This window comes from Microbacterium sp. Bi128 (assembly GCF_918698205.1).
The window spans coordinates 1-1,626 of sequence record NZ_CAKKMM010001166.1 but is presented as its reverse complement, the minus strand read 5'-3'; the positions used below and the strand labels follow the sequence as shown (position 1 = coordinate 1,626).

2 protein-coding genes are annotated in these 1,626 nt (G+C 69.2%); both read left to right on the top strand.

Annotated elements, in window-relative coordinates:
- On the top strand, positions 1–583 hold a 583-nt coding region (locus LQV45_RS30880), incomplete at its 5' end, for a His/Gly/Thr/Pro-type tRNA ligase C-terminal domain-containing protein (RefSeq protein WP_253074599.1).
- Between the two features lie 2 nt (positions 584–585).
- Positions 586–1,602, top strand: coding sequence for a GNAT family N-acetyltransferase (locus tag LQV45_RS30875; protein WP_230011102.1), 1,017 nt, complete (start codon positions 586–588; stop codon positions 1,600–1,602).
- Positions 1,603–1,626 lie beyond the last annotated feature (24 nt).

Here is a 1,626-nt window from a genome sequence, read left to right as displayed (position 1 = left end):
CATCGAATACCGTTTCGGATTCCAGGGCTCGGAGTGGGGCGAGCTCGAGGGCATCGCCAACCGCACCGACTTTGACCTCTCCACCCACGCCAAGGCCTCCGGCGCGGACCTGAGCTACTTCAACCAGGCCACCAACGAACGCTACACCCCGTATGTGATCGAGCCCGCGGCCGGCCTCACCCGTTCGTTCATGGCCTTCATGATCGATGCCTACACCGAGGACGAGGCCCCCAACGCCAAGGGCGGGGTGGACATCCGCACCGTGCTCAAGCTCGATCCGCGCCTGGCGCCGGTGAAGGCGGCCGTGCTGCCGCTGAGCCGCAACGAGGATCTGTCCCCGAAGGCCAAGGACCTCGCAGCGCAGCTGCGCAAGAGCTGGAATATCGAGTTCGACGACGCCGGCGCCATCGGCCGCCGCTACCGCCGGCAGGACGAGATCGGCACCCCGTTCTGCATCACCGTGGACTTCGACACGCTCGAGGACCAGGCCGTCACCATCCGCGAACGCGACACCATGAGCCAGGAACGCGTCTCCCTGGACAAGGTGGAGGGTTACCTGGCCGCACGGCTGATTGGCGCCTGATCATGGCCATCGCATACCGGGAATGGCGGGAAGGCGACGACCTCGCGCTGCTGGAAATCTGGGGCGGTCCTGAGACCGTCCAGGCCGGACAGTTCCGCGGGACGCTGTCGCCCTCGGGCAATTCCCCGTGGCGCCGCTGCATCGTGGCCGAGGACGTTGTGGACGGTGTCGCCATTCCGGTGGCGGCCGCCGTGGTCCACGAGGCTTCGCTGCACCCTGAACGGCTCTGGGCGTATGTCGAGGTCGCCCGGGACCACCGCCGCGCCGGCCTCGGGTCTACGTTGCTGACCATGCTGCGGCACGAGGCCGCCCAGGCGCCGTCGGGCGTGTCCAGACTGCGCTGCAAAGTGGAGCCGGGAACCCCCGGTGCTGCGTTTGCCGAGGCCGCGGGCCTGGCCCCGATCCAACGTTCCCGCCTCGTCGTCGTTGACCCGGCTCCGCTCAAGCTGCCGGTGTTCGGCGACGGTTCGGAGTCCGCGGCCACCGACCAGATCGAAGACCTGGCCACGGGCTCGGTGGAGCTCAGCGACGTCGTGGGACGCTACTACACCGCCGTGCACGGCTGGGACAGCCCGGGGGAGCTGAGCGTCGCCGCGGTGCAGCGCCTGTTCCTGGATGATCTCAGCGGCGCCCACGGAGCGATCGTGCTGCGGGCGCCCAAGGCCAGCGCCTTCGGACACGGCATCGCGGCCAGCCGCAAGGGCCGGCTGGAGGGGTTCGCCATCAGCTACGCCCAGGGAATTCCGGGAGCCGACGGCGGCGCCGATGCCGGCGCGGCCGGTGCGGCCTCGACCACTGAGCCAACTGAGGTGTTCCTCGGCCACGAGCCCAAGCTTGGCGCGGACGAGGCCAAGGCCGCCGTCCGGGACCTGTTGGCCCTGATCGCTTACCAGCACCCGGTGATGCTCGAACTGGACGACGCAATGACCGCCCTGCGCACCGTCGTCGAACCGCTGCTCGAGAGCGGCAAGGCCCATGTCCAGGGCTCGGAAACGCTCGTCGTCTCCGACCCGGCCTAGGCCTTAACCCGACTGACCCGCAGC